Source organism: uncultured Microscilla sp., from assembly GCF_947493425.1.
GTDB lineage: Bacteria > Bacteroidota > Bacteroidia > Cytophagales > Microscillaceae > Microscilla.
The window spans coordinates 61,342-68,320 of the sequence record NZ_CANLRP010000024.1 but is presented as its reverse complement, the minus strand read 5'-3'; the positions used below and the strand labels follow the sequence as shown (position 1 = coordinate 68,320).

General features: G+C 41.3%; 6 protein-coding genes. All 6 read left to right on the top strand.

Going from position 1 to position 6,979, the window contains the following annotated elements:
* Positions 1–317: 317 nt before the first annotated feature.
* The 6 genes from trpD to Q0954_RS09130 all read left to right on the top strand — a co-directional run bounded on the left by trpD (position 318) and on the right by Q0954_RS09130 (position 6,872).
* Positions 318–1,328, top strand: a complete 1,011-nt coding sequence (trpD, locus tag Q0954_RS09155) for an anthranilate phosphoribosyltransferase (RefSeq protein WP_299456079.1) — start codon at positions 318–320, stop codon at positions 1,326–1,328.
* 325 nt (positions 1,329–1,653) lie between these two features.
* Complete coding sequence (gene trpC, locus Q0954_RS09150) at positions 1,654–2,466, top strand: indole-3-glycerol phosphate synthase TrpC (protein WP_299456076.1); 813 nt, start codon at positions 1,654–1,656, stop codon at positions 2,464–2,466.
* A 22-nt stretch (positions 2,467–2,488) separates the two neighbouring features.
* Positions 2,489–3,157: a phosphoribosylanthranilate isomerase gene (locus Q0954_RS09145; protein WP_299456074.1), complete on the top strand. Its 669-nt coding sequence runs from the start codon at positions 2,489–2,491 to the stop codon at positions 3,155–3,157.
* A gap of 64 nt (positions 3,158–3,221) precedes the next feature.
* Positions 3,222–4,403, top strand: a complete 1,182-nt coding sequence (gene trpB, locus Q0954_RS09140) for a tryptophan synthase subunit beta (RefSeq protein WP_299456073.1) — start codon at positions 3,222–3,224, stop codon at positions 4,401–4,403.
* 146 nt (positions 4,404–4,549) lie between these two features.
* Entirely contained in the window at positions 4,550–5,353 is an 804-nt protein-coding gene (locus Q0954_RS09135; RefSeq protein ID WP_299456072.1) for a penicillin-binding transpeptidase domain-containing protein, read from the top strand.
* Between the two features lie 208 nt (positions 5,354–5,561).
* A complete protein-coding gene (locus Q0954_RS09130) occupies positions 5,562–6,872 on the top strand; it encodes an RNA polymerase sigma factor (protein ID WP_299456070.1) in 1,311 nt (436 codons plus the stop codon).
* The last annotated feature ends 107 nt before the right edge of the window (positions 6,873–6,979 follow it).

Here is a 6,979-nt window from a genome sequence, read left to right as displayed (position 1 = left end):
ACGATGGACTAAGGACTCCCGACTATGGACTTTTTAAATTTTACAAAACAACAATGGTTTGGAGTTACCCAGTGCCACATACACCAAGCAATACGATGGACTAAGGACTCCCGACTATGGACTTTTTAAATTTTACAAAACAACAATGGTTTGGAGTTACCCAGTGCCATATACACCAAGCAATACGATGGACTACGGACTCCCGACTATGGACTTTTTAAATTTTACAAAACAACAGTGGTTTGGAGTTACCCAGTGCCATATACACCAAGCAATACGATGGACTAAGGACTCCCGACTATGGACTTTTTATAAAAATGAAAGCAATACTCAATCACTTATTTGAACATAAGAAACTCACTAAAGAAGAAGCCCGCGAAGTGCTTACCAACATTGCCCAAGGCAAATACAATCATTCGCAAATTGCGGCTTTTCTAACCGTGTATATTATGCGCAGCATTAGCGTAGAAGAGTTGGAAGGTTTTCGCGAGGCTATGCTCAATCTTTGTATCCCGGTACACCTCGACGAATACAATCCTATTGATTTGTGTGGTACTGGAGGGGATGGCAAAAACACCTTCAACGTATCTACACTTGCCTCGTTTGTAACGGCAGCCAGTGGAGTGCATGTAGCAAAACATGGAAACCACGGAGTATCATCAATATCAGGTTCCTCTACAGTGCTGGAATATTTTGGAGTAAAATTTACCAATGACAAAGACAAGTTGCGTCGCCAGATAGAAGAAGCCAATATCTGTTTTTTGCACGCGCCCTTGTTTCACCCGGCAATGAAAAACGTGGCGCCCATTCGCAAAGAACTTAAGGTGAAAACATTCTTCAATATGCTGGGCCCCATGGTAAATCCTGCCTTTCCTAAGAACCAACTTGTAGGGGTGTTCAGTCTTGAACTGGCACGTTTGTATGCTTACTTGTACCAAAAGCTGGACAAGAGCTTTAGAATTGTTCACTCATTGGATGGCTATGATGAGGTGTCGCTTACTGGCAAGGTAAAAACTTATGCTAACAGCCGTGAGCAATTATTTACTCCAGAAGACTTGGGTTTTGTTGCTTACCAGCCCGAAGATTTGTTTGGGGGTGATACAGTAGCAGCTTCGGCAAAGATATTTGAAGGGGTACTCAAAAATGATTCGACTCAAGCCCAAAAAGATGTGGTATGTGCCAATGCTGGGCTGGCAATTCATACGGCACGCCCTGAACTCTCGCTGGTTGATGCAGTAGCATTGGCTCAAGAAAGTTTGACTTCGGGCAAGGCATTGCAAACATTTGAGCGGTTTTTGGCTTTAAGTAAAGAAGGAGTGGGAGTGTAAAAATTGTTAGCTGGTTTTTTAATTAGTAAAACTACAAAAATAACCTAATCCATTGAACTTCGTCTCTGACCGTTGTACTTCTTCAAAAAATAGTTCCGTAGCCAAGGCTACGCAAAGATTTTTTTCATCGTCCAACAAACAGATACTGCCTTCTTTTGGATTACTTTATTTTTTCCATTTTACTTACGAAGGGGTAATCACGAATTATTCAATTGCGAACCGACCGAAGGGAGCTCTGCGAAGCTAATTACGAATTGGTCCACAGCAGCTAACGTCTACGGATTAACAACTCTGGACTAACAAAAAACATTTAAAACATTGCATTATGAATATTTTAGAAGAAATAGTAGTCAGGAAAAGAACTGAGGTAGCTGGAGCCAAAAGAAATACTCCAGTAAGTGAGCTAGAAGCAAGCCCGTTTTTTAAGCGTGAAATAATTTCGCTCAAATATGCTATCCAGCAGCGACATTCCCCGGCAATTATTGCGGAATTTAAGCGACGTTCGCCCTCTAAAGGGGAGATTAACTCTAGGGTAAAACCAGCTCAAATAGCTAAAGATTACCAAAACGCGGGAGCAACGGCCATGTCAGTGCTCACCGACACGGTATCGTTTGGGGGAGCTACCCACGATTTGATCATGGCAAGGCAGCAGGTTAGTATACCATTGTTACGCAAAGATTTTATGATAGATCCTTATCAAATTATTGAGGCAAAGGCTATAGGGGCTGATGCTATTTTGCTAATAGCGGCTTGTTTGTCGCCCAATCAACTCAAAGAGTTGGCGCAAACTGCCCAGCAGCATGGGCTTGATGTGTTGATGGAGGTACACAGCCAGGCAGAACTTGAAAGTCACCTGAACAAGTATGTATCTATTGTAGGGGTAAATAATCGCAACCTCAAAACCTTTGATGTAAGCATTGATACTTCGCTCAAACTTGCCGAGTTGATTCCTGATGAGTTTGTCAAAATCTCAGAAAGTGGTTTAAAATCTGCCAAAGAAATTGTGGCTTTGCATAAAGTGGGTTACCAAGGATTTTTGATTGGTGAAACTTTTATGAAAAGTGAAAACCCAGGCAAAAGTTGTCAATCATTTTTGCAATCTATTGACCAACTGTTAAACCCTAAGGCAACACTTTGAGCTTGTTAACTAAACAAAAGACATGTTACTAAAAGTTTGTGGAATGCGTGATGCTGCTAACATTGCCGAGGTACTAGAGGTGGCACCCGATTACTTGGGATTGATTTTTTTTGAAAAATCAGCCCGTTTTGTAGGACACGATTTTGAACTGCCTCCAGATTTATTGGCAAATGCCCCCAAAAAAGTAGGCGTTTTTGTGAACCATACTTTGGCACAAGTGGTAGAGAAAGTAAATAAATATGGGTTGGCTTTGGCTCAATTGCACGGTGACGAGTCGCCAGTATTTTGTCAACAGCTTAAAGATGCTTTGCCTCAGTTGCAAGTGATAAAGGTGTTTAGAGTTGCCAACGATTTTGACTTTGCTCAACTTAATCCATACAAACCTTTTTGTGACTTCTTTTTGTTTGACACCAAAGGCAAAGACTACGGGGGTAATGGGGTGGTGTTTAATTGGAACATACTGAAGCAGTATGACAATGAACGACCCTTGTTTATGAGTGGAGGATTGAGCCTATACAATATTCAAGAGCTGCAAGACTTTGTGACAGCCCATAAGCTTCGTGTACATGCTATAGATGTGAATAGCAAGTTTGAAAAATCCCCGGCTTTGAAAGACGTAGAAAAACTGAGAGAACTACGCCGTCGATTGCAAAACACCCCAACACAAAATACTGAAAAACAATCACCATAAGCCCAACTGCACACACCAATGCTAAAGTGATTGGCAAGTGGGCTTATACTTTGACTGAAACAATATGAATTACCAGGTAGATACACGCGGATATTATGGAGATTTTGGCGGGGCTTTTATTCCCGAAATTCTTCATCCCAACATTGAAGAACTAAAGGCTCAATATTTAGATATTATGCAAAGCTCCGATTTTCGGGCAGAGTTTGATAGCTTGCTCAAAGACTATGTAGGGCGTCCAACTCCTTTGTATTTTGCCAAAAGAATGTCGAAAAAATATCAGACCAATGTATACCTCAAACGAGAGGATTTGAACCATACAGGAGCGCATAAGATTAACAATACTATTGGGCAAATTTTGCTGGCTAAGCGCTTGGGCAAACAAAAAATTATTGCTGAAACTGGTGCAGGTCAACATGGGGTTGCTACGGCTACTGTGTGTGCCCTCATGGATATAGAGTGCATTGTGTATATGGGCAAAATAGATATGGCACGCCAACGCCCCAATGTAGAGCGCATGCGTTTGTTAGGAGCTAAAGTAGTACCAGCCACCAGTGGTAGCCAAACCTTGAAAGACGCTACCAACGAGGCAATGCGTCACTGGATAAATCACCCCACTGATACCCATTACATTATTGGTTCGGTGGTAGGCCCTCACCCCTACCCCGATATGGTGGCAAGGTTTCAATCGGTCATCAGTGAAGAAATGAAAACGCAACTGCTAGAGAAAACCGGATCAGAAAACCCTGATTATGTCATCGCCTGTGTAGGTGGGGGCAGCAACGCAATGGGGGCTTTTTATCACTATTTAGACCGCCCCGAAGTACGCTTGATAGCGGTGGAAGCTGCCGGAAAAGGAGTAGACACGGGCGAGTCGGCAGCCACTACCCAATTGGGCAAGCCTGGAGTATTGCACGGAAGCAAAACCATATTGATGCAAACCTCTGATGGGCAAGTAGTAGAGCCTTACTCTATTTCTGCCGGACTCGATTACCCTGGCATAGGGCCGGCTCATGCGCATTTGTTTGCCAGCGGACGAGCAGAGTTTATGAGTGTAACCGACCGTGACGCTATGGAAGCAGGGAGGTTACTTTGCCGTACCGAAGGCATCATTCCTGCTATAGAGTCTTCACACGCCTTGGCAGTTTTCGAACAACGAAAGTTTGCCCCTGATGAGGTGGTGGTGTTAAACTTGTCGGGCAGAGGCGATAAAGATTTGCAAACTTATATTGATTATGAGTTTGAGTAGGCTCTATAAATAGTCACAAATAATTGGGTGTAAACAACACTTGATTTACTTGTTTTCAGACTCAATTACTGCCACAGGTTTTATGCCTGTGGTTTTTCTTTATATTGGTGTTTTTTTGATCAAAATATTATAACACTTATTAACCTATGATCAGATTATTACTAAGTATTTTATGTGTGCCATTCCTGGCTTTGGGACAGGCTGACTTGCAAAAACCCTTTAAAGAATGTGGCATCAATGGTAGTATTACGGTATATGACTATCAGACAAAAAAATGGACATTTAGTAACCAAACTGATGCCATAACACCCACCTTGCCTGCTTCTACTTTTAAGGTAGTCAATACCTTGATAGCTCTGGAGACAGGGGTAATCAAAGACGAAAATGAATTGGTAAAATGGCATGGCAAAACCGATACGACACGCTATGGTTACCGCCCACGTATTTACCGTGACTTGTCGCTCAAGCAAGCCTTTCAAATGTCGGCAGGTTGGGTATATGTAGTGTTGGCAACCAGAATTGGTAAAAAGCGATACAGGCATTACTTGTCGCAATGCAAGTATGGAAATGTAGACTTATCGCAGTCAGGTGATGACTTCTGGAACTTTGGTAAGTTTGCTATTTCGCCCAAAAACCAAATTGAAATACTGCAAGGAGTGTACGAAGAAACACTGCCTTTTTCGAAACGTTCGTTTCGTATTTTGAAAAAAATAATGGTGGCAGAACAAGGTAAAAACTATGTGATAAGGGCTAAAACCGGGTGGACAAGAGATGGTGGTAAAGATACAGGTTGGTGGATAGGGTATGTAGAAAAAGGTAAGGGTAACTCAACACGAGTTTACTTTTTTGCTACCCGATTGATAAAAAACCGGGCAGATAAAAACAAGAATTTTGGTAAATGTCGCAAAACAATCACTCGAAAGGTGCTGAAACAAATGGGCATATTGTAACAGTAGTAAAGTTAAAACTACCCTTACAAACCAGCTGCAAGTTTTAAAATTTACAACTTTTTATTCTCAACATAACCTACTGTTTATCAAAAACTTACACTGTACACAACTATTTTATCTCAGATTATTTTACACCCTCCTGCAACTTTTCGTCTATAATGGCGACCCTCTTGCTGAAAATGTTCATTACCCAAAAAAACAATGCCTTATGACTCCCGAAAAACAACGTGCTTTTACTGAGGCTTACGCTGCTTGCCAAGATAGATTTACCCGTTATTGTGCTGCTTTGGCTTATGGCAAAATGGAGGCTGACGATTTGGTGCAAGATGTGTTACTATCTACTTATGAGCGCTTTGAGCAAATCAGGCAAAAAGATCAGTTAATTCATTACCTGATTAGGGCAGCCCGCAACCGCTCAGTGAGCCATTGGCGCAAAGCCCGCTACCAAACGGAATTGCAGGAAAAACACACCCGAAAGCTGTTTGCCAATGGTGTGACTCCAGAAGTGTCTCTGGATGTACAACTGATGTATCAAAAGCTAGATCAATTGCCCGAAAATCAACGTGATGCCCTTATTTTATTTGACATTTGTGGTTTTAGTATTCGAGAGATTGCTGACATTCAACATACGGGTATCAATACAGTAAAGAGCTACTTGAGCAGGGGGAGAAAAAAACTGCGTTACCTGATGCGCGAAAAGCCAGTACGCCGAGGTTGGTGGGGAATGTTGTGGGGCTTATTTGAGGGAAATAATGAGCATGTTTTCATTTCTAAATCGTATTTTTTTCAAACAAAATCGCTCATGATATATTCATTAAGTACCCTTACCGCCATTGGAGCCTTTGTATTAGTTGCCCCGGTGAATCCTACCCCAAAAAACAAACAAGTACCCGCTAAAGCCGTGATGAGTCAGGCATTGATTAAACCCCTGACCGCTGGTTTGTTTAAAGTAAAAGCTATCAATCATAAGGTAGACACACCTTTAATTCAGAAGAAAGGGCATTCCTTATTTACAAAACAAACCAAAAGTAAACCACGCAACTTATTCGACATACAAACAATAAAGGGCTTGGCAGTAAAACAACCCTCAGTTTCACAAGCGCTTTTTGGCACTGGCTTACCTACCTCTCCTTTGTTGGTCAAAACCAAACCTTCTTCGTCTTTACCAAATGACTGCGACTCACTTAAGTTTACTGGTAGTATCAATAAGTTTAAAAGAGAGTTGTTGCGTAACCTGCGTAAAGATCGTTTGATTAAATCAAAAAAAGCTAAAAACCGATTGGCGCTTAAGGATGGCAAAATGGTGATCAATAAAAAAGTGATTCCTTACAAACTTCATCGCAAATACCTAAAGCTATTGCAAAAATATGGCGTTCAGCTTTGTGACCAACGGGTTGTTCAGACTACCTCTAAGTATATTGCTATAGGGCATGTAACAGATGGCAAATGTAAAGGTATCTTTCATATGAGTGGGAAAGTTAATATTAACAATTTAAAAGATGAAGATGAGGATAAGTAGTCTGGTTTTATCCATCAAAGGTCTTGGTTGAGAACTGATCTAGCATTAGTCACCTTGATAAAAACAAAAACGACTGTAGACAATTAAGTTTACAGTCGTTTTTTGTT